Annotated in this window: 24 protein-coding genes; 9 read left to right on the top strand and 15 right to left on the bottom strand. The window is 65.1% G+C overall.

The genetic code is table 11. The features are described from left to right. Nucleotides 1-29 precede the first annotated feature (29 nt). A complete protein-coding gene (locus ACGYK2_RS09230) occupies nucleotides 30-2,057 on the bottom strand; it encodes an NADPH-dependent 2,4-dienoyl-CoA reductase (RefSeq protein WP_271688449.1) in 2,028 nt (675 codons plus the stop codon). Between the two features lie 181 nt (nucleotides 2,058-2,238). Here ACGYK2_RS09230 and ACGYK2_RS09225 point away from each other — a divergent pair, with 181 nt between their 5' ends. Then, a complete protein-coding gene (locus ACGYK2_RS09225; protein WP_271688448.1) occupies nucleotides 2,239-2,721 on the top strand; it encodes an RNA pyrophosphohydrolase in 483 nt (160 codons plus the stop codon). After that, complete coding sequence (locus tag ACGYK2_RS09220; protein ID WP_271688447.1) at nucleotides 2,718-3,200, top strand: hypothetical protein; 483 nt, start codon at nucleotides 2,718-2,720, stop codon at nucleotides 3,198-3,200. The genes ACGYK2_RS09225 and ACGYK2_RS09220 overlap by 4 nt, the downstream gene beginning before the upstream one ends. 13 nt (nucleotides 3,201-3,213) lie before the next feature. Here the strand turns inward: ACGYK2_RS09220 and ACGYK2_RS09215 are convergent, their stop codons facing one another. Genes ACGYK2_RS09215 through nth form a run of 3 tightly spaced genes read right to left on the bottom strand, consistent with a single transcriptional unit; the run spans nucleotide 3,214 to nucleotide 5,440 of the window. Further along, entirely contained in the window at nucleotides 3,214-3,807 is a 594-nt protein-coding gene (locus ACGYK2_RS09215; protein WP_271688446.1) for a GNAT family N-acetyltransferase, read from the bottom strand. Nucleotides 3,808-3,809: 2 nt separating this feature from the next. Beyond that, complete coding sequence (locus tag ACGYK2_RS09210) at nucleotides 3,810-4,799, bottom strand: adenosine kinase (RefSeq protein WP_271688444.1); 990 nt, start codon at nucleotides 4,797-4,799, stop codon at nucleotides 3,810-3,812. Then, on the bottom strand, nucleotides 4,796-5,440 hold the full coding sequence (nth, locus tag ACGYK2_RS09205) for an endonuclease III (protein ID WP_271688443.1): 645 nt from the start codon (nucleotides 5,438-5,440) through the stop codon (nucleotides 4,796-4,798). The genes ACGYK2_RS09210 and nth overlap by 4 nt, the downstream gene beginning before the upstream one ends. Before the next feature lie 111 nt (nucleotides 5,441-5,551). Between nth and ACGYK2_RS09200 the strand changes: the two genes are divergently transcribed. Beyond that, entirely contained in the window at nucleotides 5,552-6,454 is a 903-nt protein-coding gene (locus tag ACGYK2_RS09200) for a bifunctional helix-turn-helix domain-containing protein/methylated-DNA--[protein]-cysteine S-methyltransferase (protein ID WP_271688442.1), read from the top strand. 98 nt (nucleotides 6,455-6,552) lie between these two features. Further along, the gene (locus ACGYK2_RS09195; RefSeq protein WP_067265672.1) at nucleotides 6,553-7,209 is read left to right on the top strand and encodes an OmpA family protein; all 657 of its coding nucleotides are present in this window, start codon (nucleotides 6,553-6,555) and stop codon (nucleotides 7,207-7,209) included. A 56-nt stretch (nucleotides 7,210-7,265) separates the two neighbouring features. Here the strand turns inward: ACGYK2_RS09195 and ACGYK2_RS09190 are convergent, their stop codons facing one another. Continuing rightward, the gene (locus ACGYK2_RS09190) at nucleotides 7,266-8,303 is read right to left on the bottom strand and encodes an FAD-binding oxidoreductase (protein WP_271688440.1); all 1,038 of its coding nucleotides are present in this window, start codon (nucleotides 8,301-8,303) and stop codon (nucleotides 7,266-7,268) included. Between the two features lie 58 nt (nucleotides 8,304-8,361). On the opposite strand from ACGYK2_RS09190, the gene mnmD reads away from it, so the two are divergent. Further along, nucleotides 8,362-9,036 carry a tRNA (5-methylaminomethyl-2-thiouridine)(34)-methyltransferase MnmD gene (gene mnmD / locus ACGYK2_RS09185; RefSeq protein ID WP_271688439.1) on the top strand — a complete coding sequence of 225 codons (675 nt, stop codon included), beginning with the start codon at nucleotides 8,362-8,364 and terminating at the stop codon, nucleotides 9,034-9,036. Continuing rightward, entirely contained in the window at nucleotides 9,033-9,911 is an 879-nt protein-coding gene (locus ACGYK2_RS09180) for a DMT family transporter (protein ID WP_271688438.1), read from the top strand. The genes mnmD and ACGYK2_RS09180 overlap by 4 nt, the downstream gene beginning before the upstream one ends. On the opposite strand, the gene ACGYK2_RS09175 is transcribed toward ACGYK2_RS09180, so the two are convergent. Continuing rightward, nucleotides 9,876-11,840, bottom strand: coding sequence for a lytic transglycosylase domain-containing protein (locus tag ACGYK2_RS09175; protein ID WP_271688435.1), 1,965 nt, complete (start codon nucleotides 11,838-11,840; stop codon nucleotides 9,876-9,878). The two genes, ACGYK2_RS09180 and ACGYK2_RS09175, sit on opposite strands and share 36 nt — an antisense overlap. A gap of 125 nt (nucleotides 11,841-11,965) precedes the next feature. On the opposite strand from ACGYK2_RS09175, the gene dapA reads away from it, so the two are divergent. Next, nucleotides 11,966-12,841 carry a 4-hydroxy-tetrahydrodipicolinate synthase gene (gene dapA / locus ACGYK2_RS09170; RefSeq protein ID WP_067265665.1) on the top strand — a complete coding sequence of 292 codons (876 nt, stop codon included), beginning with the start codon at nucleotides 11,966-11,968 and terminating at the stop codon, nucleotides 12,839-12,841. A 60-nt stretch (nucleotides 12,842-12,901) separates the two neighbouring features. On the opposite strand, the gene ACGYK2_RS09165 is transcribed toward dapA, so the two are convergent. The 6 genes from ACGYK2_RS09165 to ACGYK2_RS09140 form a co-directional block, all read right to left on the bottom strand. Continuing rightward, nucleotides 12,902-13,777, bottom strand: coding sequence for a DmsC/YnfH family molybdoenzyme membrane anchor subunit (locus ACGYK2_RS09165; protein WP_271688434.1), 876 nt, complete (start codon nucleotides 13,775-13,777; stop codon nucleotides 12,902-12,904). Next, the gene (locus ACGYK2_RS09160) at nucleotides 13,777-14,535 is read right to left on the bottom strand and encodes a 4Fe-4S dicluster domain-containing protein (RefSeq protein ID WP_271688433.1); all 759 of its coding nucleotides are present in this window, start codon (nucleotides 14,533-14,535) and stop codon (nucleotides 13,777-13,779) included. The genes ACGYK2_RS09165 and ACGYK2_RS09160 overlap by 1 nt, the downstream gene beginning before the upstream one ends. A gap of 49 nt (nucleotides 14,536-14,584) precedes the next feature. After that, nucleotides 14,585-17,401: a molybdopterin oxidoreductase family protein gene (locus tag ACGYK2_RS09155; RefSeq protein ID WP_271688432.1), complete on the bottom strand. Its 2,817-nt coding sequence runs from the start codon at nucleotides 17,399-17,401 to the stop codon at nucleotides 14,585-14,587. Then, entirely contained in the window at nucleotides 17,398-18,492 is a 1,095-nt protein-coding gene (locus tag ACGYK2_RS09150) for an acetate/propionate family kinase (RefSeq protein ID WP_271688431.1), read from the bottom strand. Before ACGYK2_RS09150 ends, ACGYK2_RS09155 begins: the two co-directional genes overlap by 4 nt. Nucleotides 18,493-18,495: 3 nt before the next feature. After that, nucleotides 18,496-20,271 (bottom strand): sulfoacetaldehyde acetyltransferase, encoded by a 1,776-nt coding sequence (gene xsc / locus ACGYK2_RS09145; RefSeq protein WP_394374288.1) that lies wholly within the window; start codon nucleotides 20,269-20,271, stop codon nucleotides 18,496-18,498. 96 nt (nucleotides 20,272-20,367) lie between these two features. After that, a complete protein-coding gene (locus tag ACGYK2_RS09140) occupies nucleotides 20,368-21,831 on the bottom strand; it encodes a PLP-dependent aminotransferase family protein (protein WP_271688428.1) in 1,464 nt (487 codons plus the stop codon). Between the two features lie 118 nt (nucleotides 21,832-21,949). Between ACGYK2_RS09140 and ACGYK2_RS09135 the strand changes: the two genes are divergently transcribed. Both ACGYK2_RS09135 and nagA read left to right on the top strand, forming a co-directional pair. Then, nucleotides 21,950-22,837: a BadF/BadG/BcrA/BcrD ATPase family protein gene (locus ACGYK2_RS09135; RefSeq protein ID WP_271688427.1), complete on the top strand. Its 888-nt coding sequence runs from the start codon at nucleotides 21,950-21,952 to the stop codon at nucleotides 22,835-22,837. Then, nucleotides 22,837-23,967: an N-acetylglucosamine-6-phosphate deacetylase gene (gene nagA, locus ACGYK2_RS09130; RefSeq protein WP_271688426.1), complete on the top strand. Its 1,131-nt coding sequence runs from the start codon at nucleotides 22,837-22,839 to the stop codon at nucleotides 23,965-23,967. The genes ACGYK2_RS09135 and nagA overlap by 1 nt, the downstream gene beginning before the upstream one ends. Here nagA and ACGYK2_RS09125 read toward each other — a convergent pair. The 3 genes from ACGYK2_RS09125 to ACGYK2_RS09115 all read right to left on the bottom strand — a co-directional run bounded on the left by ACGYK2_RS09125 (nucleotide 23,964) and on the right by ACGYK2_RS09115 (nucleotide 26,738). Next, nucleotides 23,964-24,725 carry a sulfite exporter TauE/SafE family protein gene (locus ACGYK2_RS09125; protein ID WP_271688425.1) on the bottom strand — a complete coding sequence of 254 codons (762 nt, stop codon included), beginning with the start codon at nucleotides 24,723-24,725 and terminating at the stop codon, nucleotides 23,964-23,966. The genes nagA and ACGYK2_RS09125 overlap by 4 nt on opposite strands. Before the next feature lie 144 nt (nucleotides 24,726-24,869). Continuing rightward, a complete protein-coding gene (locus ACGYK2_RS09120) occupies nucleotides 24,870-25,133 on the bottom strand; it encodes a glycine zipper 2TM domain-containing protein (protein ID WP_209216644.1) in 264 nt (87 codons plus the stop codon). 207 nt (nucleotides 25,134-25,340) lie between these two features. Continuing rightward, entirely contained in the window at nucleotides 25,341-26,738 is a 1,398-nt protein-coding gene (locus ACGYK2_RS09115; RefSeq protein WP_271688424.1) for an aspartate aminotransferase family protein, read from the bottom strand. Between the last annotated feature and the right edge of the window lie 115 nt (nucleotides 26,739-26,853).

The raw sequence follows: 26,853 nt of genomic DNA, 5'->3' as shown, positions 1-26,853 counted from the left end.
CGCAAGGGGGCCAAGGCCCCGCCGGTTGCCTAGAGCCCCGCTGCCAGCCGCGTGCCTTGGTTGATAGCGCGTTTCGCGTCGAGTTCCGCCGCCACATCCGCGCCGCCGATCACGTGGCAGGTCTGCCCCCGCGCCTCCAGTGCATCGGCGAGGCTGCGCTCGGACAATTGCCCGGCGCAGAGCACGATGGTGTCGGCCTCGATCACCGTGGGGTTCTCGCGCGCCTCGCCAAAGGAGATATGCAGGCCGGCGTCGTCAATCTGTTCGTAGTTCACCCCCGCGATCATCTTCACGTCGCGCATGGTGAGCGAGGCGCGGTGAATCCAGCCCGTGGTCTTGCCCAGACCCTTGCCGGGCTTGCTGGTCTTGCGTTGCAGCATGGTGATCTGGCGTGCGGGTGCTGGCGGTTGCGGCCCTTCGGGGGCAAGGCCGCTGCGGTGTTCGCCCGGGTCCGTGACGCCCCATTCGCGCATCCATTCGGGCAGGTTCATCGTGCTGCTCTCGCCATCGTGGACCAGATGCTCCGACACGTCGAAGCCGATCCCGCCCGCACCGATCACCGCGACCCGCTGGCCGACCTTCGCAGTGCCGTTCAGCACGTCGATGTAGCTCACTACGTTGTCGCGGTTCTGGCCGGGAATCTCCGGGTCGCGCGGCACGACGCCGGTGGCGATGATGACCTCGTCGAAGCCTGAGAGCGCCTCGCTCGTGGCTTCGGTCTCAAGCTGCACGGTCACGCCGTGCACGTCCAGCATGGTGCGGTACCAATCGACGAGGCCCCAGAACTCCTCCTTCCCCGCGACTTGTTTGGCGAGGTTGAGTTGCCCGCCGATCTCGCTTGCGCGGTCCATCAGGGTGACCTTGTGGCCCCGCTCCGCCGCCGTGATGGCCGCCGAGAGGCCGGCAGGGCCGGCACCGACAACGGCAATTGTTTTCGGGCTTGCGGCGGGTTCGATCCGCAATTCCGTCTCGTAACAGGCGCGCGGGTTCACGAGGCAGGTGGAGATCCTGCCGCCGAAGGTATGGTCGAGGCAGGCTTGGTTGCAGGCGATGCAGGGGGCGATGCGCTCGGCCTGACCGGCCTTCGCCTTGGCGAGGAAACCGGCATCTGCCAGCATTGGACGCGCGAGGCTGACCATGTCGGCGCAGCCCTCCGCCAGCACCTCTTCGGCCACTTGCGGCGTGTTGATCCGGTTCGAGGTGATCAGAGGGATGCCGACCTTGCCCATCAGCTTTTTCGTGACCCATGCAAAGGCCGCGCGCGGCACCGAGGTGGCGATCGTGGGGATGCGCGCCTCGTGCCAGCCGATGCCAGTGTTAATGATATTTGCACCCGCCTTCTCGACCTCTTGCGCCAGTTGCACGACCTCTTCGAAGGTCGAGCCGTTGGGCACGAGGTCGATCATCGACAGGCGGTAGATCAGGATGAAATCCTCGCCCACCGTCTCGCGCACCCGGCGCACGACTTCCAGCGGCAGGCGCATGCGGTTCTCGTAAGACCCGCCCCAGCGGTCTTCGCGCTTGTTGGTATGGGTGACGAGGAACTGATTCAGGAAATACCCCTCGGAGCCCATGATCTCGACCCCATCGTAGCCCGCCTCGCGGGCGCGCAGGGCGCAGGCGGCGATGTCGCTGATCTGTTTCTCGATGCCTTCCTCGTCCAACGCCTTGGGCGCGAACATCGAGATCGGGGATTTCACTGCGCTCGGGGCCACGCATTCAGGCGTGAAGGCATAGCGGCCCGCGTGCAGGATCTGCATGGCGATCTTGCCGCCCGCCTCATGCACCCGCTGGGTGATGATGCTGTGGTTGTCCACGTCCTTCTGGCTGACCATCATCGCCGCGCCATGGGCCACCGCGCCTTCGCGGTTCGGCCCGATGCCGCCCGTGACCATCAGCCCCACATCGCCCCGCGCCCGCGCCGCATAGAACTCCGCCACGCGGTTCCAATCGCCCGTCTCCTCCAACCCGGTATGCATCGAGCCCATCAACAGCCGGTTCTTCAGCGTGGTGAAACCAAGGTCGAGCGGGGCAAGCAGGTGGGGGTAGTCGGACATGGCTTTACCTTTCTGGGTGGGCTGGGTCACTGTGACACCATCGGAAACGGCAGGGCAAGTCACGCGAAACGCCGCGTCAACGATGCCGCTGCCGAAACGTCATAGCCGCAATGTGACCGCTTTGAGCCGCGCCTTGGTCGTGCTAACTCCCTCATGAACGCCATTCAGGAGACCTGCCCCCATGACCCCCGAAGAGATTGCCAAACTGCCCTACCGCTCTTGCGTCGGCGTGATGCTGGTGAATGCCGAGGGGGAGGTCTTTGTCGGCCAGCGGCGCGACCGGGATCAGGACGCTTGGCAGATGCCCCAAGGCGGGGTCGACAAGGGCGAGGCCGCGCGCGATGCGGCCCTGCGTGAGCTAGAGGAAGAGACCGGCATTCCCAGCAATCTGGTGCGGATCGAAGCCGAGACGACAAGCTGGCTGCCCTATGATCTGCCCCATGAACTGGTGCCCAACATCTGGAAGGGCCGCTACCGGGGGCAGGAACAGAAGTGGTTCCTCATGCGTTTTCTGGGGCAGGACGATCAGGTCAACATCCAGACGGCTGAGCCTGAATTCTCGGAATGGCGCTGGATGCCCGCAGATCAACTGGTCGCGAATATCGTGCCGTTCAAACGTGCGGTCTATGCGGCGGTTCTTGAAGAGTTTGAGGAGAAGTTATGACACGGATCATCGCCTGCGCCCTCGCCACTTTGGCCCCGCTGCCCGCGCTTGCGCTCAGTTGCCTGCCCCATTCGGTCGAGGCGACTTATCAACGCGCGGCCACGGCCGAGGAAAACTATGTCGTGGTGCAGGGGCGTCTGACCTTTGACGCCAGCGCCCTGCCAAAGGGTGGCACCATCGGGATCAACCCGCCCGAAGAGACGCCGATCCGGGCGCAGATCAGCGGCAAGGCGCTATCCGAAGGGGGCTTTGACGTGCCCTTTGACCAGCCCTTGACGCTCAACGTTCAGTGTTTCGGCCCTTGGTGCGGCTCCGCCGAAGAGGGGGATGTTCTGGCCTTCCTCGAACGCAAACCGGATGGGGCCTATGCGCTGGAAAGCAACCCCTGCGGGGGCGATCTTTTCGGCTCTCCGAAGCCTGCCATGGTGGATAAGGTGATCGCCTGTTTCCAAGGGGCGGAGTGCACGCCGGTTCGGTGATCCGGCGGCAGTCTTATGCCTCGATAAGCGGCACTTGCGGTGCGGCATCGCGGGGCAGCAGCCCTGTGAGACGCGGGTCGTCGTCGATCTCAACCTGGCGGCGCACTGGGATGAAACCTGACCGCACATAAAAGCCAAGCGCCTGTGGGCTGTCGTTGGTGCAGGTATGCAGGTGCAGTCGGGTGATCGGCTTTTCCCATGCCAGCGTGATCGCTTGGTTCATCAGATACCGCCCCGAACCGCTGCCGATCAGCGCAGAGGTCAGCCCGAAATAGGCCAGCTCGCAGCTGCCGTCTTCGGGGAAGTTCAACTCAAGCAGCGCCTCGTCCTTGCCATCGCGGGTCAGCGTATAGAAGTCCCGCGCCGGGTCTTGCAGCAGCGCGCAGAGGGCCGTGTCATCCAATTTGAGCCGCCCGTACCAGAGCCAATCCATCCCGACGCGCCGGAAAATGCCCCGAAACCAGTCGGGCGTCGGTGAGACCTTTCGAAAGGTGACACCCTCGGGCAGGGGCACCTCCCGCAGGCTGGGTTTGGCGTCCATCTCAAGATGGGTCACCACCACGGCGAGTTTGCCGGGCGGGACATCATGAAAACCGTTCTCGATCATGGTCAGACCAGCCCTTCGGCCTTGAACAGGGCCATGATGTCAGTTTGGGGGCGGGGGCCGATGTGGCGGATCACTTCGCCCGCGCAGATGTTGCCCATGCGGCCACAGGTCTCAAAATCGCGGCCCGTGGCGAGGCCATAGAGGAAGCCCGCCGCGAATTGATCGCCCGCGCCCGTGGCATCCACCGGCACGACCTTTTCGACCGGCACGTCGACCCGTTCCTCGCCCCGCACCAGCGTGACACCGTCGCCCGACCGGGTGCAGACCACCAGCGGGCAAATCTCGGCGGTCTTGGCCAGGGCGGCTTCGGTGTCGTCGGTTTCCCAAAGGGCGCGAATCTCGGCCTCATTACCGATGACATAGCCCAGATCGTTTTCGATCAGCGCGAGGAAGTCGTCGCGGTGACGCTCCACGCAGAAGGGGTCGGATATGGCGATGCCTGCCATGCCGCCGCCCGCCGTCGCGGCCCGCGCGGCTTCGCGAAAGGCGGTTTTGCCCGCCTCGTGGTCGAAGAGGTAGCCTTCGAGGAACATCAGCTTGGCCTTCTCCGTCACCGCCTGCGGCACATCGGCCGAGGTCAGCCCGGTCGAGATGCCGAGGTAGGTGTTCAGGGACCGCTCCCCATCGGGGGTGACGAAGATCATGCAACGCGAGGTTGGGTTCTCGCCCTCCGCCACGGGGGCGTTGACGAAATCGATCCCGATATCGGTCATCGCCTTGGCATAGAACTGGCCCAACTCATCATCGCGCACCCGCCCGATAAAGGCGGTCTTGAGGCCCAGCGCGCCCGCGCCCGCGACGGTATTGGCGACCGAGCCGCCCGGCGTCTGCACCCGGTCTTGCATTGCGGCATAGAGGTCTTCGGCGCGGTCACGCTCGATCAACTGCATGATGCCTTTCTCGATACCGTTGTCGGCAAGGAAACTGTCATCGGCATGGGAGATCACGTCGACGACGGCGTTGCCGATGCCAACCACTTCGTATTGGGTCATTCTGTCTTGTCCTCGTATTGGCACAGGTCACGGATGATGCAGGTGCGGCACAGGGGTTTGCGGGCTTTGCAGTGATAGCGGCCATGCAGGATCAGCCAGTGATGGGCATGGCGCTGGAAATCGGCGGGAATGTTGTCCTCGATGGCGCGCTCGACCGCGTCGACCGTCTTGCCCGGTGCGATCCCGGTGCGGTTGCCAACGCGGAAGATATGCGTGTCCACCGCCTGCGCGGGCTGGCCCCACCACATATTGAGCACGACATTCGCGGTCTTGCGCCCGACACCCGGCAGCGATTGCAGCGCGGCGCGGGAATTGGGCACCTCGCCGTCGTAATCGTCGACAAGGATTTGGCTCAGCTTGATGACGTTCTTGGCCTTCTGACGGTAGAGGCCGATGGTCTTGATATGGCCGATCAGCCCCTCAAGCCCCAGATCGAGCATCTTTTGCGGCGTGTCGGCGATTTTGAACAGCTCGCGCGTCGCCTTATTGACACCCGCGTCGGTCGATTGCGCGCTCAGCGCCACGGCCACGACGAGCGTATAGACATTCACATGCTCCAACTCGCCCTCGGGCTCAGGCTCTGCCTGTTGGAAGCGGGCGAAGATCTCGCGGATGGTATGATAATCAAGTTGGCGGGCCATGGCTCAGGGTATGCGATGAATGGCGCGGCAGGGCAAGCGGGGGCGGGGCGTGGGGTGCGATGGCGCAAGAAACGGGTCGCACGGGGGCAGGGGCGCGGCTAATCTGGTGGCATGACACAGATCGCACAGCTCTCTCCCGCGCCCGAAGATCAGGGGTACCACTATCAGGTGATGCGCCGCGCCATCGCCCTGATTGACGAGGCCGAGGACCCCAAGCAACTCGATTGGATCGCGGGCGAGATGGGCATGTCCGCCGCGCATTTCCAGCGGCTGTTCTCACGCTGGGTGGGGGTCTCGCCGAAGCGATACCAGCAGTATCTGATGCTGGATCAGGCCAAGGTCATGCTGCGCGACCGTTTCACCACGCTGGCGGCGGCGCATGAATTGGGGCTGTCGGGCAGCGGGCGATTGCATGACCTTTTCCTGCGCTGGGAGGCGATGAGCCCCGGTGAGTTCGCCCGCAAGGGCGCGGGGCTGACGATCTACTGGGGTTGGTTCGACAGCCCCTTCGGCCCGACACTGGTGATGGGCACCGACAAGGGCATCTGCGGGCTCGCGCTGTCGTCGGAAGTGGGGGAGGATGCGGCGATGGCGGATCTTTGTAGCCGCTGGCCGCTCGCCGATTTCAAGGAGGCCCCCGCGCGGTTGCAGGCATGGGTTGACGCCGCCTTTGGGCGGCGGAAAGACCCCGAGGCGAAGGCGCCGCTCTACCTCATCGGTGCGCCCTTTCAAATCAAGGTTTGGGAGGCGCTGCTGAGCATCCCCTCGGGGCAGGTGACCACCTATTCCGAAATCGCGCAGAGCATCGGCAGCCCCCGTGCCGTGCGCGCCGTGGGCACGGCGGTTGGGCGCAATCCGGTGAGTTGGCTGATCCCCTGTCACCGGGCGCTGCGCAAAAGCGGGGGCTTGGGCGGCTACCACTGGGGGTTGCCGGTGAAACGCGCAATGCTCGCCTTCGAGGCGGCACGGGCAGAGGCGCAAACAGCCCCCTCTGGGCGGGTTTCTGCCGAATAGCGGTTATATGTAATGTTTTTGGGAACTTTGCGTGCCTATATTGCGTTCACGTCAAGATGCCCCGCCCGAACGGGGCCGCAAACATGAAGGCAGTAGACATGATTTCTTCGAAGATGACTTTGGCCGCCGCTCTGGCTGGCGCGATGACACTGGGTGCCTGTACGCAGCCGATGCAGCCGGGCAATGGCGATCCCAACCAGCGGACCAAGAATGGCGCTTTGATCGGTGCGGGCGTCGGGGCCCTTGCCGGTGCGATTTCCGAAGGTGACGGCAAAGGCGCGCTGAAAGGCGCTTTGATCGGCGGCACGATCGGCGCGGGCGTCGGCTATTCGCTCGATAAGCAAGAGGCAGAGTTGCGCGCCGCGATGGACAGCCGTGTGGTGATCACCAACACCGGCGACCGTCTGATCGTGACACTGCCGCAAGACATCCTCTTTGCGACCGACAGCACCAGCGTATCGCCCGCCCTGCGTGACGATCTGGCCGCGCTGGCGCAGAACGTGAACATCTATCAGAACTCCACCCTGCAAGTCGTGGGCCACACCGACAGCGATGGCGAAGCGGCCTACAACCAGCAGCTTTCCGAGCGTCGCGCGCAGGCCGTGGGCAACATCCTTCTGTCCAACGGCGTGCCGCAGCAGCGTTTGCAGACATTCGGCCGTGGCGAAAGCCAGCCCGTGGCAAGCAACCTGAGCGCCGCTGGCAAAGCGCAAAACCGCCGGGTCGAGATCGTGATCCTGCCCAACGCGCGCTAAACGGCAGGTTGAAAGTGACAGAGAACCCCGGCCAGTGGCCGGGGTTTTTTGTTGGTCTAGAGGTTGTCCTCGACCCTGAAACCCTTGGGGATGGCATCGCGCCCTTCGAGCAGAAGATCGGCCATAACCTCTGCCACTTTGGGGGCCATGCCGAAGCCGATTTTGAAGCCGCCGTTGGCGATGTAATGCCCCGGTCTGCCCGGCCACGGGCCCAGCATCGGCGCGCGGCTACGGCTGCGCGGACGCAGCCCGGCCCAGCGTTCGACGACCGGCGCGTATTGCAATGCGGGGACCGCCGCGCGGGCCTTGGCGATCACCGCGTCGAGCTGTGCATCGGTGCTGTCGGGGCTGTCATATTCTCGCTCAGTGGTGCCGCCCACAGCCACCGTGCCATCCAGATGCGGGATCACATGGACCCCATCGGCAAAAAGCTGCGCCGCGCCGCCCCGGTCCAGCCGCAAGAGCGCGGCCTGCCCTTTGATGCCCGCGCCAACCAAACGCGGATGGCCCGCATTCAGCGCCTCCAGCCCCGCGACCCCAGTGGCCCAGAGGGTCAGACCTATATCGGGGGCCTCGGCCACGATCTCAACGCCTTTGGCCGCCAGCGCCGCGACGAGGGCGGCACAGGCGTGGCGCGGGTGGACGAGGGCGCTTAGCGTGTCGCGGATCAGCCAGCCGGTGGGGCTCTGCGGGGCCCAATCGCGGCTCTCGGCGCGGATCAACTCCCACCGGGCGCGGCCTTGCCAAAGCGCGGCTGCCGTGTCCTGCCGTTGCCGCGCCAGCGCGAGGGCCGCGTCATCCGCCACCGGCTGCAACCGCCCGCTGCGGATATAGCCGGGCGCGCGACCGCCCTCGGCCTCGACCTCGGCCCAGAAGGCTTCGGCGCTGAGCAGGCTCTCAAGCTGAAAGGCTTTCTTGGTGTTCCAATTCTCTGGCACATGCGGCGCCAGCGCGCCCACGATCCCGCCCGAAGCCCCCGCTGCCGGTCCTGACGGATCGACCACACGCACCACAGCCCCGCGCCGGATGCAGGCCCAAGCCACCGACAGGCCAAAAATCCCGGCCCCTCTTACGGTTACATCCACCATTGCCATTCCCCGCCAGCTTGCGCAGTGTCTGCGCGACTTCTTTCCCCCTCTAGCAGGACGTGCCGTGCCAGACCAGAATGCCCAGATCACTTGGCGCGCGGGCCAAGTGCCCGTCTCGACCCAGTTCGATGACCCCTACTTCAGCTTGGAAGATGGCGCGGCTGAGACGGCCTATGTCTTTCTGGCGGGCAATGACCTGCCCGAGAGGTTCCGCCCCGGCTTTCACATCGCTGAACTTGGCTTTGGCACCGGGCTGAACCTGTTGCTGGCTTGGGATGCTTGGATGCGGGCGGGCCATGACGGGCCGCTGCATTTCACCAGTTTCGAAGCCTACCCGATGCACCGCGAGGATATGGCGCAGGCCCATGCGGCCTTTCCCGCGCTCGACGGGCGGCGCGATGCGCTGACAGCGGCGTGGGATGGCGCGGGTGGCGTGTTGGAACTGCCCGGCCTGCGGGCCGAGATCATCATTGGGGACGCGCGCGAAACCCTGCCCGCATGGCAGGGGCAGGCCGATGCTTGGTTCCTTGATGGGTTTTCACCGGCCAAGAACCCCGAGCTTTGGGGCGATGATCTGATGGCCGAGGTGGCACGCCATACCGCACCGAGCGGCAGTGCGGCGACCTATACCGCCGCGGGCTTCGTGCGCCGGGCCCTCGCCGCGGGCGGTTTCGAGGTTTCCCGCATCCCCGGCTATGGCCGCAAACGCCATATGACCCGCGCACGGATGCCCGCATGAGCCAGTCTAACAATATCCCGCTCGGCATCATGCTGATGATCGCCACGACGATGGTCTTCGCCGTTCAAGATGGGCTGTCGCGCCATCTTGCCGAAAATTACAATGTGCTGATGGTGGTAATGATCCGCTATTGGTTTTTCGCGGCCTTCGTGATTGCGCTGGCATTGCGCAAGGCAGGCGGCATCCGCCGCGCCGCCGCCACAACACAGCCCGCGGTGCAAATCCTGCGGGGCGTGCTGCTCTCGGCGCAGATTTGCACGATGGTGCTGGGCTTCACCATTCTGGGGTTGGTGGAGAGCCATGCGGTCTTTACCTGCTACCCGCTTTTGGTGGCGGCGCTGTCTGGCCCGATCTTGGGTGAGAAAGTCGGCTGGCGGCGGTGGGCCGCGATTGGTGTGGGCTTTGTCGGGGTGCTGGTGATCTTGCAACCCGGGCTTCGGGTGGTGGACCCTGCCGCTGCGATCCCGCTGGCAGGGGCGGCGATGTTTGCGGTCTATGGCCTGCTGACCCGCTATGTCGCGCGGCGCGACACGACGGCGACGAGTTTCTTTTGGACAGGCGTGACCGGTGCGGCGGTCATGACGGCAGTCGGCATCTGGTTTTGGGAGCCGATGACCCCGGGCAACTGGCTGTTGATGGGCACGCTTTGCATCACCGGGGTCACGGGCCATTGGCTGCTGATCCGCTGCTACGAGGTGGCCGAGGCCAGCGCGGTGCAGCCCTTCGCCTATACCCAGTTGATCTTTACCGTGATCATCGGCCTGTCGGTCTTTAACGAAGTGCTGCGCCCCAGCGTGGTGCTGGGCGCGGGTATGATCGTGGCGGCGGGGCTGTTCACCCTATGGCGCGAACGCCTTCAACGTCGATCCGGTTAACTCTTCGCTAAAGGGGATCGGCAGCGGGTCTTTTCCCAGACGGGCGCGATAGACGGGCAGGCTTTCGGTCACCCGCATGACGTAGTTCTGCGTCTCACGAAAGGGGATCATCTCGATCCAATCGACGATGTCGATCTCACCCTTGCGCGGGTCGCCATAGGTCGCCATCCAGCGCCGCGGGCGGCTGGGGCCCGCGTTATAGGCCGCCGACATCATGGAGACATTGCCGTCGAAAAGCCCCGCCATCTGCGACAGATAGGTCGCGCCAAGCCGCGCGTTGTAATCGGGGTCGGCGGTCAGGCGGTCCGTCGTGTGTTGGCCTGAGATGTCAAGATCGCGCGCCACGTCCCGCGCCGTGGCAGGCATGATCTGCATCAAACCGCGCGCGCCGACGCCGCTTTGCACATTGGGATCAAATTCGCTTTCACGCCGCGCGATGGCGAGGGTCATTTCGGTCGCCATCGGCAGGTCTTTCTCCACCAGACTGTGCAGCGCGTAATAGGGGGCGGGCACCTCCAGCCCCCGCTGCGCCGCGCGTTTGCCGATCATCACCGCGATATGCGGCTGGCCCACGTCGATGGCGGCTTGCCCCAGCAGGGCGATGTCTTCGGGGACGAGTTGTTCAGCCAAATGGGTCCAGAACCGCTCGGCGGTGGACAGCTCGCCCGAGGCTTGCAGCAGCAATCCGGCCTCAAACAGGGGCGCACGGGCCAGCGGAGAGCTGCGCCAGTCTTGCTCAGGTGCCGCGCCTGCGAGCTTTTCGTCAAAGGGGATGCCGCCCCGTTCGGCGGCCAGCAGCCCGTAGAAGGAGGTTTGGTATTCCGCCCCCATGGCATAGGCTTTCGCCGCGCCTTGGGCATCGCCCATCGCCTCTAACGCGCGGCCTTGCCAATAGCCCGCGCGGCCTTGGCTGATGGGGGATTCCACGGCGTTGTCGTGGTTCTGGAAATGGCCCAGAGCGGTGGTGGGGTCGTCCAAGAACCGCAGCGCGATATAGCCTGAGAGCCATTCGAGATCGGCATAGTTCGAGCCATCGGTCAGGAAATGCTGCGATGCCAACCGGTAGGCCGTCCGCGCCTCGCCATTGCGCATTTCATCCCGCGCCAAGGCACGGCGGCGATTGGCCCATGCGGGGGGCTGTCCGAGATCGGCAGCCGAGGTCGAGCGCGCCAGCATCAACTCTTTGGCGTCTTCGCGTAGGCCCTTTCGGATGCGCCATTCAAAGCGGTCATGGGCCAACCCCGGCGCATCGGCCTTTGAGGCGGGCAGGGCGTCAATCTTGGCGTTCACATCGCTTTCCAGCTTTTGCAGGGCGATGCGGGTCTCGGCCAGCGCCTTGTCGGCGCTTGAAACCAGATCGAACATTTGCCGCGCTTCGGAATGTTCGCGCTGCCAGAGCATCTCTTCCAGCCGCGCCGCGTGATGTGGGGCCAGAAGGCTCCCGTGGGCCTCGGTGAAAAGGGCCTGACTGCTGGCGTTCATCGGCATGGTGCGCCACGCCAGAACGAGGTTCGCCTCGGCCTCACCGCGCTGGCCGCTGTTGATCAGCGCCTCGGCGTGGGCCAGCACGCCGCGCGGGGTCTGCGGGGCCATGGCCGAGAAGAAATCCAGTATCTCGCTCTCACCCTGTTTGATGACCGCCGCTTCGCTCTGCCGGCGCAGATACGCCTCACCGGGCCAGTCGGGTCTGCGGTTCAGGAAATCGCGCGTGTCGGCATAGGAGCCGCGCCCGGCGCGCAGCCGGTGCCATTCGATCACATCGGCGGCGACCTGCCCGTCACGGGCGGCCAGCGCCGCAGCCGCGTCCCAATTGCCGCTGCGCATCGCATCCATCGCCCAGCCCAAAGGCCGCGGGCGCTGCGCTTCCGCAGGCACGGTCAGGACAAAAACACTCATGAGGATCGCCATCAGGCGCGTCATCGCTTGCATTTCCCACGTCTCCGAGGCTAGAGCCTTGCAACATATGGCTCGGGCGCCGTTTATCAAACCGTAGCGCCCGCAAAAGCCCTCATCCAGTCCGGTTTTCCGCCGGCCAGCACTTAAGGAGCGTGCACATGTTCAAAGGCTCTCTGCCTGCCCTCGTCACGCCGTTTCGCAACGGCGCGCTGGATCTGGATACGCTCAAGAAACTTATCGAATGGCACATCGGCGAAGGGTCGAGCGGGCTTGTCCCCGTCGGCACCACTGGCGAATCCCCAACGCTGAGTCATGCCGAGCATGAGACCGTCGTAGAAGAGGTGGTCAAAGCCGTCGCGGGCCGCATTCCGGTCATCGCGGGCGCCGGGTCGAACAACACGGTCGAAAGCATCCGCCTTGCCCGCCATGCCGAGAAAGTCGGCGCGGATGCGCTGTTGGTGGTGACGCCCTATTACAACAAGCCGACGCAGCGCGGGCTGGTGGCGCATTTCACTGCCGTCCATGACTGCTGTGAGTTGCCGATTATCATCTACAACATCCCGGGTCGTTCGGTGGTGGATATGATGCCCGAAACGATGGGCGAACTGGCCCAGTTGCCGCGCATCGTCGGCGTCAAGGACGCCACCGGCGATCTGGCGCGCGTCTGCGATCAGCGCATTACCTGCGGCCCGGATTTCTGCCAACTCTCCGGCGAAGATGCCACGGCGCATGGGTTCAACGCCCAAGGCGGCGTCGGCTGCATCTCGGTCACCGCCAATGTCGCGCCGCGCCTTGTGGCGCAGATGCAGGCCGCCTGTCTTGAGGGCGATTATGCCAAGGCGCTGGAATTGCAGGACCGTCTTATGCCGCTCCACAAGGCGATCTTTACCGAACCGGGGCTTGTGGGTGTGAAATACGCCATGTCGCGGCTCGACCTCTGCTCGGACGAGGTGCGTCTGCCGCTCACGGAACTGACCGACCCGACCAAGGAACTGGTCGATGCGGCCCTGCGCCATGCGGGGCTGATGAACTAAACCTAATGTAAACAGGTTGGCCGATACGAAGAGGGGGTGAAGACACCCCCTCTTTTGCGTTCAGCGTTTGCCGTAATAGAGGCCGACCACATGTTCGGCTTGGGCAAAGAACAGCCAGCGCGCGGTCAGCACCCCTGCCGCATGGCTGAGCACCGCGAGACCGGCGGCAAGGTGGTGGAACACGGGCGAGAGCAACAGCAGCAGCGGCAGCAGCACCATCAGCGCAATCGCGATCACCCGCAGTTTCAGCGCATGTTTGCGCCCGATCTGATAGACGAATTCCCGCAGCAGATAGTTGGTGCCGGTATGGGGCGGCTCCAAGGCGCGGACGCTGCCATGTTCCCCCAGCCGCGTCGCCGTCGCGATATCGCTGCCCGAGGTTGCAAGCGCCCGATCCCCGCGCCACCATGTGGCGATCTGCACCACCCCCGCCAGCGCCAGCAGGATCATCGCCGCCGTCACCTGCCCCGCCAGCAGGGCACCGCCCGCGATGCTGAGCGACAGGAAATTCAGCGGCGTCATCACGCTGTGCCAGCGCGGCACGGTTTTCATCTGGGTATAGATCATCGCCGTGGTCAGCACCGTCAGCAGCGACAGCGCCGCACCGATCACCCCCAAGGGCCAAAGCCGCGTGTCGTAAAACACCAGCCCCGCGCCATAGGCGGCCATGGTCAGCAGCGCCGCGACCGAGGCCCAAGCCTCTCGGCTGAGCCAAGAGCTGCGCCATTGGGTGAAGGCTTTGAGCGCACGCTCCGGGTGGCCGAGGTGGAAGGTCGAGGCGATGAGCCCGCCCACGGCCAAAAGATAGGCCAGCGCGAAGAAGACGAAAGCGACCCAGCCGGTCACCGCAGGCAGGCCGATCCCGAGCCATGCAAGCAGGCCAAATCCCATGCCCGACAGGCTGCTGAACAGAATAACGGAAGGCGCCGGATGCATCAGAGCTTCTCCAAAGTGCGGTCGAGCCAGCCGAGAAAGCCCTTCGGCCCCTCGTCCACCGGGGCGAGGAAGGGGGAGAGCACGTCGATCTCGCCCTCGGGAGGGCCAAGCGTGTCACGCGGGCGCGGCGGCAGGTATTTGTTGACCGGTTTGGTGCCCTGCTCGGGCATCAGGTCCACGCCGCCACGCTCTGCTACCAACTGGCTGACAGCGCTGTCGGGATCGCCCAGATCGCCGAAATGCCGTGCGCCCGCGGGGCAGGTGCGCACGCAGGCGGGCTGGCGGTCTTCTTCGGGCAGGTTCTCGTTGTAGATCCGGTCGACGCAGAGGGTGCATTTCTTCATCACGCCGGCTGCCTGATCCATCTCGCGCGCGCCGTAGGGGCAGGCCCAAGCGCAGAGGCCGCAGCCGATGCAATCGCTTTCGTTGACCAGCACGATGCCGTCCTCGACCCGCTTGTAGCTGGCCCCCGTCGGACAGACGGTGACGCAGGGCGCGTCTTCGCAATGCAGGCAGGATTTGGGGAAATGGACCAGTTGCGCCGCACCCGCCTCGGGCTGGACCTCGTAGCTGTGCACGCGGTTGAGGAAGGTGCCCGAAGGATCGCTGCCATAGGCGTCTTGGTCCGACAGGGGCGCGCCGTAATTCTCGGTGTTCCAGCCCTTGCAGGAGATCACGCAGGCATGACAGCCGACGCAGGTGTCGAGGTCGATCACGAGGCCGAGTTTGCGCTCGGTTTGGTCGGGAAGGGTGGTCATGTCTGGCGGTCCTGAAGGGTCGTTCTCGCGGCGCGGGGGGCGAAGGGGGTCATTTGCCCACCTTCCACGCGATGTCGCGCGGCGCGGGCGGGATAGGCGAGCGTTGCGGCGGTATTTCGGGCTGGGCCTCGGCGGGGGCCTCGGTCTTTTCGATGTGGACCTTGAGGTCGAACCAAGCGGCCTGTCCGGTGATCGGGTCGGAGTTGGACCAGCGCAGCCCGTCGCCCTTGGGCGGCAGAAGCTCATGGATGAGGTGGTTCAGCAGGAAGCCGCGGGTCGCTTCGGGCGCGTCTTTGTCGAGCGCCCAGGCCCCCTTGCGCTTGCCGATGGCGTTCCAGGTCCAGACGGTATGGGGGTTCAGCGCCGCCATTTCCTGCACCGGCACGGTGATGCCGCCGTGCGGAGAGGTGACGCGGGCCCAATCGCCGTCCCGCAGGTCCTTCTCGCGCATGATCTTGGTGGGCAGGTAGAGCGGATTGTGCCCGTGCAACTGCCGCAGCCAGGCGTTTTGGCTGCCCCATGAGTGATACATCGCCATCGGGCGTTGAGTAAGCGCATGGACGTCGTAGCCCTGCGCGCCTTCGGGATCGCTCTCGTACCAATGCGGAAGCGGCGTCATGCAGCGTTTGATGCGGTTGCGCAGATGCTCGGGGGGCTGGCGGTCGCCGTGGCCCTCGGCGGCCAGTTGGAAGCGGCGCAGCGGCTCGACATAAAGCGAGAAGAGGTAGGGCTGGGCTGCGTCGAAGAGGCCCATGCCCACGGCCCAATCCTGATAGGCAGCGTTCCAGGGCTTGTAGTATTGCGCCTCGGCGGGGATGTGGTGGGTCGAGAAGCCGCCGTTTTCAATGTAGCGGTCGATCTGCTCGGGGTTCGGGGCGCCGCGGCCGCTTTGGGTGCCGTCCTCTCCGCGGAACCCCGCCAGCGGGCCGATGCCGGGGCGGCGTTCGTGGTTGGTGATGTAATCGGCGTAGTCGCGGTACTTTTGACTGCCGTCCTCGTTCACGAACCCGGGCAGGTCCAGCCGCGCGCCAAGATCGCAGAGCACCGACTGGAAGCCGCGCACGTCGCGGTTCGGCTCAACGACCGGCCAGCGGATCGCATCGGCGGCGGCGTCGGCCTCGCTGATCGGGCGGTCGAGGAGCGAGATGCAGTCGTGACGCTCCAGATAGGTCGTGTCGGGCAGGATCAGGTCGGCATAGGCCACCATCTCCGACGAATAAGCATCGGAATAGATGATGCGCGGGATCACGTAGTCGCCGTTCTCATCCGTGTCGGTCAGCATCTCCATCACCCCGCCGGGGTTCATGGAGGAGTTCCACGACATGTTGGCCATATAGAGAAACAGCGTGTCGATCTTGTAGGGATCGCCCGCATGGGCGTTGGAGATCACCATATGCATCAGCCCATGGGCCGACATCGGGTTTTCCCAAGTAAACGCCTTGTCGATCCGCGCGGGGCTGCCATCGGGGCACAGCGCCAGATCGTCGGGGCCTTGCACGAAGCCCAAATGCGGCCCGTCGAGCGGCCCGCCCGGCGTGGCCTTGCAATGGGGCTTGGGATGCGCCGTGGCGGGCTTGGGGTAGGGCGGTTTGAAGCGGAAACCGCCCGGCACCTCCACGGTGCCGAGGAGGATTTGCAGCACATGCAGCGCGCGGCAGGTCTGGAAGCCGTTGGCATGGGCCGAGATGCCGCGCATGGCGTGGAAGGACACCGGGCGGCCGGTCATCTTCTCATGACGCTCGCCGCGGAAATCGGTCCAGGGCTGGTCGATCTCGAAGGCCTCGTCGAAGGCCACCCGCGCCAGTTCGGCGGCGATGGCGCGGATGCGCGGCGCGGGGATGCCGCAGCGTTCCGCCACGGCCTCGGGGGTGTAATCCTCGCCGAGGTATTCCTCGGCCATCTTGTGAAACACCGGGCGGTGCGTGATGCCGCCCGCGCGGTAGGTGGCCGACAAGTCGGGGCGCACGCCGGGTTGGTCGAAGGGGGTGAGCTTGCGGGTCTTGCGGTCGATCACCAGTGCCTTGCCGTCCGCGTCGCGCAATTGCAGGCCGAATTCGGGCGACTTCGGGTCGCTGTTCAGCAGCACCGGCGCGTCGGTATAGCGCGCGAGGTAGTCCAGATCGATGCGACCGGCCTTCATCAGGCAGTGGATCAGCGACAGGATGAACAGCCCGTCGGTCCCGGGCGTGATGCCGACCCAATCGTCGGCGATGGCGTTGTAGCCGGTGCGGATGGGGTTCACCCCGATCACCCGCGCGCCGCGTTTCTTCAGCTTGCCCAGCCCCATCTTGATCGGGTTGCTGTCGTGATCCTCGGCCACGCCGAAAAGCATGAAAAGCTTGGTGTGGTCCCAATCGGGCTGGCCGAACTCCCAGAAGGCGCCGCCCATGGTATAGATCCCCGCCGTCGCCATGTTGACCGAGCAGAAGCCGCCATGCGCCGCATAATTCGGCGTGCCGAAGGCCTGCGCCCAGAGGGAGGTGAAGCTTTGCGACTGGTCGCGCCCGGTGAAGAAGGCGAGTTTCTCTGGCGCCTCATGGCGTAGCGGGGCAAGCCAGCCGGTGGCGATCTCAAGCGCCTCGGCCCAGCTGATGTCCTCGAATTCGCCCGAGCCGCGGGGGCCCACGCGTTTCATCGGGTTGCGCAGCCGCGCCGGGGAATTGTGCTGCATGATCCCCGCCGAGCCCTTGGCGCAGAGCACGCCGCGGTTCACCGGGTGGTCGCGGTTGCCCTCGATATAGGCGACCTTGCCCTTCTTCATATGCACGTTGATGCCGCAGCGGCAGGCGCACATGTAGCAGGTCGTGCGGCGGACCTCGTCCGAGACCTTGGGCGACAGATCGAGCGGCGGCTGGGAATGCGTCATGAGGGGGCGGGGGCTTTCAGCAGGGCAAGCGCTTGGCGCGCGATATGTTTCTCTTCGGCGGCGGGGATGACCCACGAGGGAATATTTCCCGCCCAGCGGAGGTTTGCAAGAACCTTTTCCCTCACCGCGGAATCGTTCTCGCCAATCCCGCCGGTGAAGGCGATGCCGTCGATCCCGCCCATGGCGGCGATCATCGACCCGGCCTGACGGGTGATCCAGTAGCAAAAGTGGGCGCGGGCGAAGCGGGCGGCCTCGCTGTCGCTCTCCGCCAATTGCCGCATGTCGGCGGTCTGACCCGACAGGCCGAGCAACCCGCTTTCATGGTGCAGCAATCTCTGCGCGGCTTCCAGTCCAAGATCGCCCACCAGATGCAGCACCGCGCCCGCGTCGATCTCTCCCGCGCGGGTGCCCATGGTCAGCCCGCCCAAGGGTGAGAATCCCATGGTGGTGGCGACCGAGCGGCCCTCGCGGATCGCGCAGAGGGAGACGCCGTTGCCCAGATGCAGCGCCAAGAGGCGGTCGGGCAGGGGGGCGCCGGTTTGGGCGGTGAAATTCCGCGCGAGGCTCTCGTAGCTGATCCCGTGGAAGCCGTAGCGGCTGAGGGCGGCGGTCTCGGGCTTCTCGGGCAGCGCGTAGCGGCGCGCCACGTCCGGGTTGGTGCGGTGAAAGCCGGTGTCGAAAGCGGCGAATTGCGGCAGCTCCGGCATCAGCGCTGCAAGGGCGTCGATGGCGCTGAGGTGATGCGGATTGTGCAGCGGGGCCAACGGTTGCGCCGCGGCGATGGCGGCGCGCACGGCGGGGGTGACTTCTGTCGTCTCGGTCAGGTCCGGGCCACCGTGCACCACGCGATGTGCTGCAATGCTAAGGTCGGATGTCGCGATACCTGCGTCACGCAGTCCCGCAAGAATGGCGGTGAAGGCGGTGCGGTGATCGGGCAATGCAAGAGGCTGTCTCGGAGCGCTTCCCACACGTAGGGCGCCAGTCTGGCCGATGCCCTGCGCCTCAATCCGCAGGGTTTCGGACAGCGCGCCGTCAAAGACCGCCGCCTTGATCGACGACGAGCCTGCGTTGACGACGAGCACCAGCGCCATGGCTCAGACCCGTTGCGGGCGCATGTCATCCCGGCTGATCCCGGCGATGGAGACCGGTTTCTTCATCGCGTCGCGGCGGAAGGGCTCGCCCAGTTCCTGGTTGAGCAGCACCTCAATGAAGGTCGTCTTACCGTCATTCATCTGCGCCTTGATCGCGCGGTCCAACGCCTCGGTCAGTTCCTCCATCGACGAGACCTGCACCCCCTCGACCCCGCAGGCCTTGGCGATCCCGGCATAGGAGACTTCCTGCGCCAGTTCGGTGCCGACGAAGTTGTCGTCGAACCAAAGCGTCGTGTTCCGCTTCTCGGCGCCCCATTGGTAGTTGCGGAAGATCACCATGGTCACGGCGGGCCAGTCGTCGCGGTTCACGCTCACCATCTCGTTCATGGAAATGCCGAAGGCCCCGTCGCCGGCAAAACCCACGACGGGCGTGTCCGGGCAGGCGATCTTGGCGCCGCAGATCGCCGGGAAACCGTAACCGCAGGGGCCGAAAAGCCCGGGGGCGAGGTATTTGCGGCCCGCCTCAAAGGTCGGGTAGGCGTTGCCGATGGCGCAGTTGTTGCCGATGTCGGAACTGATGATCGCCTCGGTCGGCAGCGCCTTCTGGATCGCGCGCCATGCCATACGGGGCGACATTTTCTCGGGCTCGCGGTCGCGGGCGCGTTCGTTCCACGTGGTGCCGGGGTCGTCGTCTTCGTGGTCCATCGAGGTCAGTTCTTGCGCCCATGCGGATTTGGTCTGGGCGATCAGGTTGCGCCGTTCGTCGCGGCCCGCATCGCCTGCATCCTCGGTCAGCCGGTCGAAAATGCTCCGTGCCACCTTGCCCGCGTCGCCGACGATACTGACGCTGACCTTCTTGGTCAGACCAATGCGGTCGGGGTTTATGTCGACCTGAATGATCTTGGCGTCCTTGGGCCAATAGTCGATGCCATAGCCCGGCAGGGTTGAGAAGGGGTTGAGCCTTGTGCCGAGCGCCAGAACCACATCGGCCTTGGCGATCAACTCCATCGCTGCTTTGGAGCCGTTGTAACCCAGCGGCCCGACCGAGAGCGGGTGCGAGCCTGGGAAGGCGTCATTGTGCTGATAACCGCAGCAGACCGGCGCATCGAGACGCTCGGCCAGTTGGCGCGCGTCGTCGATCGCCCCACCGATCACCACGCCCGCCCCGTTCAGGATCACCGGGAATTTCGCCTTCGAGAGCAGTTCAGCCGCCTCGGCAATCGCCGTCTCCCCGCCCGAGGGGCGTTCAAACTCGACAATGGCGGGCAACTCGATGTCGATCACCTGTGTCCAGAAATCGCGGGGGATGTTGATCTGGGCGGGCGCGGAGTGACGCTTGGCCTGAAGGATCACGCGGTTCAGCGTCTCGGCGATGCGGCTGGGGTCGCGGACCTCCTCCTGATAGGCGACCATATCGCGGAAGAGCGCCATCTGCTCGACCTCCTGAAAGCCGCCCTGACCGATGGTCTTGTTCGCCGCCTGCGGGGTCACCAGCAAAAGCGGCGTGTGGTTCCAGTAGGCGGTCTTTACCGGCGTCACGAAGTTGGTGATGCCCGGCCCGTTCTGGGCCACCATCATCGACATCTGCCCCGAGGCGCGGGTGTAGCCATCGGCCATCATGCCAGAATTGCACTCATGCGCGCCGTCGTAAAAGGTGATCCCTGCGGCGGGGAAAAGGTCGGAAATCGGCATCATGGCCGAGCCGATAATGCCAAAGGCCGTGTCGATCCCATGCATCTGAAGGGTTTTGACGAAGGCTTCTTCGGTGGTCATTTTCATCGCGCGATCCTTTGGGCATGGGGCAAAGCTATCGGCAAATTACGGGCAGGTGCAGGCCGGGGTTAGGGCCAGAAATGCGCCAGCCCTAAGGCCAGATCAGCGCAGGCGGTCAATCTCTTGCGCGATCAGCCCGAGGCCCTCTTCGATCCGCGCGGCGGGGATCGAAGAATAGGCCAGCCGGTAGTAATTCGTGGCCTTCTCAGCCCCGGCGAAAAAGCCATGTCCCGGCTCCAGCAGCACATCCTGCGCGCGCAGGTTTTCGGCCAGTTCCGCCGTGTCCACGCCCTCCGGCGCGCGCATCCAGAAAGACGAGCCGCCATAGGCCCCCCGGCCCGACACGCGCAGGCCATGGGTCTCTAGCGCCGCGTCCATGACCCGGCGGCGTTCGTGCAGCGCCAGCCCCATGCGGCGGATCTGGGCGTCGTAATGGCCAAGCGACAGGAAATAGGCGGCGGTGCGCTGGATATGCCCCGGCGGGTGCCGCAGGACCGAGGCGCGCAGCGCGCGGGCCTCGCGGATGAAGGGTTCGGAACCCACCAGATACCCCAGTCGCAGCCCCGGAAAGAGCGATTTGGAGAAACTGCCAACATAGATCACTCGCCCCTCGTCATCGAGCGATTTGAGCGCGGGCGAGGCGGGTTTGAGAAAGGACATCTCGAACTCATAGTCATCCTCGACGATCAGCGCCTCCAGCGCGCGGGCGCGGGCCAGCAGCGCGCGGCGGCGGTCCATCGGCATGGTCGCATTGGTCGGGCATTGGTGGCTGGGGGTTGCGAAAATCACATCCGTATCGGGGGGGATCGCCTCGGGCGGGAGGCCGTCTTGATCCACCCGCACGGGCGTGATGTGGCAGCGGGATTGGCTGAGAATACCGCTGAGTGCCGGATAGCACGGGTCTTCGAGCACGGCGCGGCGGCGTTGGGTCAGCAGCACCTGCGCGGTCAGCCAAAGCGCGTTTTGCGCGCCGAGGGTGATAAGGATCTGCTCGGGCCGGGCCGAGACGCCGCGCCGGGGTAGGATGTGGCGGGCAATGAACTCGATCAGCTGCGGGTCGTCCTGATCGTAGTAATCGGTCGTCATTGAGGTGAAATCGCGCTGGCCGAGGGCTTGCAAGGCGCAAAGCCGCCAGTTGGCGTGATCAAAGAGCGTCGGGTCGGCTTGGCCATAGATGAACGGGTAGCGGTAGCTGGCCCAATCCTGCGGTTTGGCGGCCAGCCCGTTGGCGCTGAACCGCTGCCCGATGGCGCGGGTCCAGTCGATGGCGTCATCCGCCTCGGCCCGGGGGGCGAAGGCGGGCGGGGCGGGCGCATTGTCCGAGACGAAATACCCCGACCGCCCGCGCGAGGTGAGGTAGTCATTCGCCAAAAGCTCGGTATAGGCGATGGTCACGGTGATCCGGCTGACGCCGAGATGCGCGGCGAGTCTGCGGGTCGAGGGCAGCTTCTCCCCCCGCTGGAACCGGCCCGAGAGGATGCCTTGGGCGATCATCTGCTGGATCTGCTGTTGCAGGGTGCCTTGCGCATCGGGGCGCAGGAAAAAGGTTTCGACGGGCAGGGCCATGGGGCGAAGGTTAGGCTGGCCCTAGGGGGAGTTCAATCTGGCATTACGGCTGGACGAATTTATCCTCGGGGCCGCGCCCGCACTTCCGTTCGCCCGGCCCCTCGCCTAGAACGATCGCATGAGCATTTCCGCCCCTCTTTTGATCGCCGTGGACGGCGGTGGCACCGGCTGCCGTGCGGCCATCGGCACGCAGCGCGATGGTATCCTTGGCCGGGCCTCTGGCGGGCGGGCGAATATCGGCAATGACCCGGACCAGACCCTGATCAATATCCGCACCACGGTCGAAGCGGCGGCGTCCTCGGCGGGGCTGCCTGCCGAGGCGCTTGCCGGGGCCACCGCCTTTCTCGGCCTCGCCGGGATGAACGTCGCGCGGGACGCAGCGCGGCTGCGCGCGGCGCTGCCCTATGCCCGGATCATTGCGGAGGATGACCGCCCCGCCTGCGTGGTCGGCGCGCTTGGCGAAGGCGCGGCGGGCTGGGTCTTGGCCATTGGCACCGGCACGATCGTGGCCGCGACCGATGGCACGGCGTTTCGCTATGTCGGTAGTTGGGGGTTTCATCTGGCGGATCAGGGATCGGGCGCTTGGCTGGGCCGCGGCGCGCTGGATCTGGCGTTGCAATCTCATGACGGGGTATTGCCCCACACCGACCTAATCCGCGCATTGTTGGCGGATTTCGGAGATGATCCTGAGGCTTTCGTGGCCTTCAGCCTGACGGCGCAGCCGGGGGATTACGCGGCATTCGCGCCCAAGGTTATCGCGGCGGCTGAGGCCGGGGACGATCACGCGCAGGCGTTGATGCGGGAGGGCGCGGCCTATTACACCCGCGCGTTGAAGGCGCTGGATTTCGCGCCCGGCGATCCGCTCTGTCTGCTCGGCGGGGTCGGCCCGCATTACGCGCCTTTCCTGCCGGAAGACCATTTGGCAGGACGGATCGTGGCGCGGGGCACGGCGCTGGACGGGGCGTTTCATCTGGCCTGCAAGGCCGCGGCGGAGGAAGTTCAGTGATGAGCGAGATCGCGAAGGTTTTCACCGGGGCGCAGATCCATGACGGCAAGCGGTTGCACCCCGGCAAGGTGCTGGCGCAGATGCAGGACGGCAGCCGCCGCATCCTCACCGCCGAAGAGGTGCCGCAGGGCATCGTGGCGGAGCCTATGACGGGCGGCGTGCTTTGCCCCGGCTTCGTCGATCTTCAGGTTAACGGCGGCGGCGGGGTGATGTTCAACGACAGCCCCGATCTGGCGACCCTGCGGCACATGGCCGACGCGCATCGCAGCACCGGTGTCGCGGCGCTCTTGCCCACATTGATCACCGACACGCCCGACAAGACCGAAGCCGCCATCGACGCCGCTGTCGACGCCATCGCAGAAGGGGTGCCGGGCATCATCGGGCTGCATCTGGAAGGCCCGCATCTGGCGCTTTCGCGCAAGGGCGCGCATGACGGGGCGCTGATCCGCCCGATGCGTGAGGCGGACCTCGCCTTGATCCTACGCGCCGCCGCGCGTCTGCCGAATCTCATGGTCACCGTCGCGCCAGAGAACACCAGCACCGCGCAGATCGCCGCGATGGCCAAGGCGGGGGTCGTGGTCTCGCTCGGCCATAGCGATGCGGATTACGAGACCTGTATGGCGGCCTTCGACGCGGGCGCGTCCTGCGTCACCCATTTGTTCAACGCGATGAGCCAGATGGGCAACCGCGCGCCGGGGCTGGTCGGGGCGGCGCTGTCGCGAGAGGGGGTTCATGCCGGGCTGATTGCCGATGGCATCCATGTGCATCCGGCGTCCATGCGCAACGCGCTGGCGGCCAAGGGCGACGGTATTTTCCTCGTCAGCGATGCCATGGCGACGGCGGGGTCGGATATCACGGGCTTCACCCTCAATGGGCGGGAGGTTTACCGCGCTGAGGGGCGGTTGACCTTGGCCGATGGCACGCTGGCGGGGGCTGATCTGAAAATGGGCCGCGCGGTCCATACGCTGACCCATGCGGTGGGAGAGCCGCTGGAGGTGGCCCTCGCGCGGGCGATCTCGGGGCCGGTTGCGCTGTTGCGTGATGACATGGGGCTGGGCCGGATCGAAAGCGCGACCCACCCCTTGGTGCTTTTCGATCCCGAAAGCGGCGCGGCGCGGGTGGTGGGTTAGCCTGCCACGAGCCGCCAGAAAAACACCGCGCTCATGCCGAACCCGATGGCCGCGATCAGCCAGCGCACGGTCTCTTTCGGCAAGGCCCGCGCCAAGGGCGCCCCGGCATAGCCGCCCGCCGTGGCCGCCAGCATCATCAGCAGCGCCTGCGGCCATGCAACCAGACCGGCCAAGGCAAAGACCGCCACGGAAATCGAGGAGAGCACGAAGCTCAGCCCGGTCTTGAGGCCGTTCATCCCGTGAAGATCGGTCATTCCCCAAAGCGCGAAAAGGGCCAGCAGAACGATGCCCAAACCCCCGTTAAAATAGCCGCCATAGACACTGACCGCAAAGAGGCCGAGCGCGCCTTGGGGCGTCACGGCGCGAGCACGGGCGGCGGCGAAAGCGCGGATGCGGTCGCCCAGCAGAAACACCAGCGTCGCCGCGAGCAGTAGGAAAGGCACGACAACGGAAAACGCCGCGTTGGAAGAGATCAGAAGCAAACCCGAACCGACCACACCGCCCGCCAGCGTGATGAGGGACAGCCGCAGCAGCGCGCGGCGGTCGAAGCGGCCAAGCTCGTTGCGAAAGCCAAGAGCGCCTGCAAGGTAGCCCGGAAACACCGCCACGGCGCTGGTCGCATTGGCGGCCACGGGGGGCATGCCGGTAAAGACCAGCGCGGGAAAGGTCAGAAAGGTGCCGCCCCCGGCGATGGTGTTCAACACCCCCGCGCCGAAGGCCGCGATCAGCAAGATCGCGATATCGCTTAAAGTTGTCATGGTTCCTCCCCGCGCCCTTGGGGCGCTTGACCCCTGTTAGGATCAAATCATGCCGGTGCCAAGGTGGGGGAAGGGCGGAAACGAAAAAGGGCTCCGACCTATGGTCGAAGCCCCGATAACGCGAAAACGCGCGAAGTCAGCCGTTTATGGGCAAGCCGCGACGTAGCGCTGGCCGTTGGCGTTCTGGTAAACGCATTTGCCGGACTGTGTCTGGCCGATGTAGTTGCCAGCCGCCGCACCTGCGAGACCGCCGATGATTGCGCCTTGAACCTTGTCGTCACCGCCTGAAACGGCAGCACCGGTGGCAGCTCCGAGAGCCGCGCCAGTCAGAGCACCTTGGTTCGAGGTGGTGCCGTCACAAGCGGCGAGACCGGCGATCATCGGAATTGCGATAAGAAACTTCTTCATGTCTTTCTCCCAGTTTACTCATTTGCCAACGCGGGGGGATTGGAAGAGGTTCCCGCGAAGGCGCTACATTTTCAGAAAAATCCCGCGGGTTTCGATCTGCGGCGATCTTTCGGTGCGATGTCATGTTCGGGCAAGACAGGGGTTTAGATAGACGAAGGCGGCACCGGGTCAACCGATGCCGCCTGTCGCATGCCGCAAGACGCGGTTTTACGCCGAAGTGAAGACCCGGCCCAAGGCGCCATCGACTGCTGTGATGATCTCATCAATATCATCGCGGGTGGCGATCAGCGCGGGCGAGAAACACAGCGTGTTGTTCTTGCCGGGCAGGGAGCGGTTGGTAGCGCCGATGATCACCCCTTGGGCCATGCAATCGCCCACCACGGCCTGAATGCGCTTTTCCTCAACAGGGGCGCGGCTGTCGCGGTCCGTCACCAGTTCGGCCCCCAGAAACAGCCCTTTGCCGCGCACATCACCGATCACCTTGTGCTTGTCGGCCAGCGCGTGAAGCTGCTCTAGCATGTAGTGGCCCATGTTGGTGGTGTTCTCCAACAGGTTCTCACGCTCGATGATGTTCATGTTTTCGATGCCCGCGGTCGGCCCCGCGGTGCAGCCGCCAAAAGTCGAGATGTCGCGGAAATAGTTCAGCGGATCGCTGGCATCGTCCTTGAACATGTCAAAGACCGCATCGGTCGTGACCAGACAGGCGATTGCGGCATAGCCCGAGGCGACGCCCTTGGCCATGGTCACCATGTCGGGCTGGATGCCGTAGTGCTGATAGCCGAACCATGTGCCGGTGCGGCCCACGCCGCAGACGACCTCGTCAATGTGCAGCAGGATGTCGTATTTGCGGCAAATCTCTTGCACGCGTTCCCAATAGCCCTCGGGCGGGCAGATCACGCCGCCGCCCGCTGTGACCGGTTCGAGGCAAAGCGCGCCCACGGTTTCGGGGCCTTCGGCGAGGATCACCTTTTCGATCTGATCGGCGGCCCAGACACCGTAGTTTTCCTGCGGCGCGCCGTCCTGTTCAAAGCTGCGGTATTCAAGGCAATGCGGCACCCGCACGAACCCCGGTGCGAAGGGGCCGTATTGCGCATTGCGCTCGTCCTGACCGCCCGCCGAGAGGCAGCCAAGCGTGGTGCCGTGGTAGTCGCGGTCGCGGTAGAGGATCTTGTGCTTCTTGCCGCCATAGCGCTTGTGCGCGATCTGACGGACCATTTTGAAGGCTTTCTCGTTCGCCTCGGAGCCGGAGTTGCAATAGTAGACGCGGTCCAGCCCCGGCATCTTGTCGAGCAATTTCTCGGCGAAATGGGAGCCGGGGATCGAGCCTGCGGAACCGGCGAAATAGTTCAGCTTGATCAATTGGTCGCGCACCGCATTGGCGATGCTCTCGCGGCCATAGCCGACGTTGACCGTCCAGACCCCGCCCGAGACGGCGTCGAGGTGCTCTTTGCCCTTTTGGTCCCAGACCCGGATTCCCTTGCCTTCGACGATGATGCGCGGGTCGGTGGTTTCATAGGGTTTGTGCTGGCTCAGGTGGTGCCAGATATGCGCGCGGTCGGCTTCGACAACGCGGGAGATGTCGTTCTCGTTGAAATTGCCGTCCATGGGGCAAACCTTTCTTTACGGGTGGGCGAGCCCACGAATGAAGCCCGCGCAAAGGCGGGGTAAACTGTTCCAAGAACACCGCGAATAGGCAAGATCCAGTAGTGCCAGTTTGCCC

The organism is Sulfitobacter sp. 1A10359 (genome assembly GCF_043558145.1).
GTDB classification, from domain to species: Bacteria; Pseudomonadota; Alphaproteobacteria; order Rhodobacterales; family Rhodobacteraceae; genus Sulfitobacter; species Sulfitobacter faviae.
The sequence above is the reverse complement of the archived record's forward strand: the minus strand, read 5'-3'. Positions and strand labels throughout refer to the sequence as shown.

Coding starts and splice junctions, on each gene's coding strand:
- nagA (WP_271688426.1), top strand. CDS start 22,837: ATGAGCGAGATCGCGAAGGTTTTCACCGGGGCGCAGATCCATGACGGC.
- ACGYK2_RS09215 (WP_271688446.1), bottom strand. CDS start 3,807: ATGATCGAGAACGGTTTTCATGATGTCCCGCCCGGCAAACTCGCCGTG.
- ACGYK2_RS09175 (WP_271688435.1), bottom strand. CDS start 11,840: ATGCAAGCGATGACGCGCCTGATGGCGATCCTCATGAGTGTTTTTGTC.
- ACGYK2_RS09125 (WP_271688425.1), bottom strand. CDS start 24,725: ATGACAACTTTAAGCGATATCGCGATCTTGCTGATCGCGGCCTTCGGC.
- ACGYK2_RS09200 (WP_271688442.1), top strand. CDS start 5,552: ATGACACAGATCGCACAGCTCTCTCCCGCGCCCGAAGATCAGGGGTAC.
- ACGYK2_RS09115 (WP_271688424.1), bottom strand. CDS start 26,738: ATGGACGGCAATTTCAACGAGAACGACATCTCCCGCGTTGTCGAAGCC.
- ACGYK2_RS09190 (WP_271688440.1), bottom strand. CDS start 8,303: ATGGCAATGGTGGATGTAACCGTAAGAGGGGCCGGGATTTTTGGCCTG.
- ACGYK2_RS09220 (WP_271688447.1), top strand. CDS start 2,718: ATGACACGGATCATCGCCTGCGCCCTCGCCACTTTGGCCCCGCTGCCC.
- dapA (WP_067265665.1), top strand. CDS start 11,966: ATGTTCAAAGGCTCTCTGCCTGCCCTCGTCACGCCGTTTCGCAACGGC.
- ACGYK2_RS09150 (WP_271688431.1), bottom strand. CDS start 18,492: ATGGCGCTGGTGCTCGTCGTCAACGCAGGCTCGTCGTCGATCAAGGCG.
- xsc (WP_394374288.1), bottom strand. CDS start 20,271: ATGAAAATGACCACCGAAGAAGCCTTCGTCAAAACCCTTCAGATGCAT.
- ACGYK2_RS09165 (WP_271688434.1), bottom strand. CDS start 13,777: ATGCATCCGGCGCCTTCCGTTATTCTGTTCAGCAGCCTGTCGGGCATG.
- ACGYK2_RS09210 (WP_271688444.1), bottom strand. CDS start 4,799: ATGACCCAATACGAAGTGGTTGGCATCGGCAACGCCGTCGTCGACGTG.
- ACGYK2_RS09180 (WP_271688438.1), top strand. CDS start 9,033: ATGAGCCAGTCTAACAATATCCCGCTCGGCATCATGCTGATGATCGCC.
- ACGYK2_RS09140 (WP_271688428.1), bottom strand. CDS start 21,831: ATGGCCCTGCCCGTCGAAACCTTTTTCCTGCGCCCCGATGCGCAAGGC.
- ACGYK2_RS09135 (WP_271688427.1), top strand. CDS start 21,950: ATGAGCATTTCCGCCCCTCTTTTGATCGCCGTGGACGGCGGTGGCACC.
- nth (WP_271688443.1), bottom strand. CDS start 5,440: ATGGCCCGCCAACTTGATTATCATACCATCCGCGAGATCTTCGCCCGC.
- ACGYK2_RS09120 (WP_209216644.1), bottom strand. CDS start 25,133: ATGAAGAAGTTTCTTATCGCAATTCCGATGATCGCCGGTCTCGCCGCT.
- ACGYK2_RS09195 (WP_067265672.1), top strand. CDS start 6,553: ATGATTTCTTCGAAGATGACTTTGGCCGCCGCTCTGGCTGGCGCGATG.
- ACGYK2_RS09155 (WP_271688432.1), bottom strand. CDS start 17,401: ATGACGCATTCCCAGCCGCCGCTCGATCTGTCGCCCAAGGTCTCGGAC.
- ACGYK2_RS09230 (WP_271688449.1), bottom strand. CDS start 2,057: ATGTCCGACTACCCCCACCTGCTTGCCCCGCTCGACCTTGGTTTCACC.
- ACGYK2_RS09160 (WP_271688433.1), bottom strand. CDS start 14,535: ATGACCACCCTTCCCGACCAAACCGAGCGCAAACTCGGCCTCGTGATC.
- ACGYK2_RS09225 (WP_271688448.1), top strand. CDS start 2,239: ATGACCCCCGAAGAGATTGCCAAACTGCCCTACCGCTCTTGCGTCGGC.